Annotated in this window: 1 protein-coding gene; it reads right to left on the reverse strand. The window is 35.6% G+C overall.

Going from position 1 to position 466, the window contains the following annotated elements; translation table 11 throughout:
• Window positions 1–159: 159 nt before the first annotated feature.
• Window positions 160–466: hypothetical protein (locus tag AC1DND_RS29400; RefSeq protein WP_477586570.1), on the reverse strand; the 307-nt coding region annotated here is incomplete at its 5' end.

Consider the following 466-nt stretch of genomic DNA (forward strand, 5'->3'; position numbering starts at 1 on the left):
GGCAAATATAATGCACTCTTTTTGGGTAAACGAAGAATTAAGGGAATAAAATAAAGTCTATATGTTATATGGATAAATAGAATTTTGAAGCAATGATTGAATGAGTGAATATAGCATCTGCTCATTCAATCATTCTCTCATTCAAAATTCAATCATTAACTATGACTTGTAATAAAGTTTACTTTCCTTATTCAAATCAACACCCCGAAAACTTTCAAGTACTTCGAAAGCAATTTGCCGAACAGTTTCGGGTATTGGGTCGATAGTTGATTTGTTGCCTTCGGCATCTTTAACCGTCCAGCCTGAAGTATTTAGCACCAAAGGCTCAGTACTGGCTAATGATTTAATTATTTTAGCCCTCGTAAAAGCAATCCCGTCCGAATCAACAATCACTTTTTTATTGTTCCACCAGTTTTCTTGCGATACCCTTATTAAAACAGAACGGTCTAACCCAGCAACATACGCC

Source organism: Pedobacter sp. 01N416, assembly GCF_056399685.1.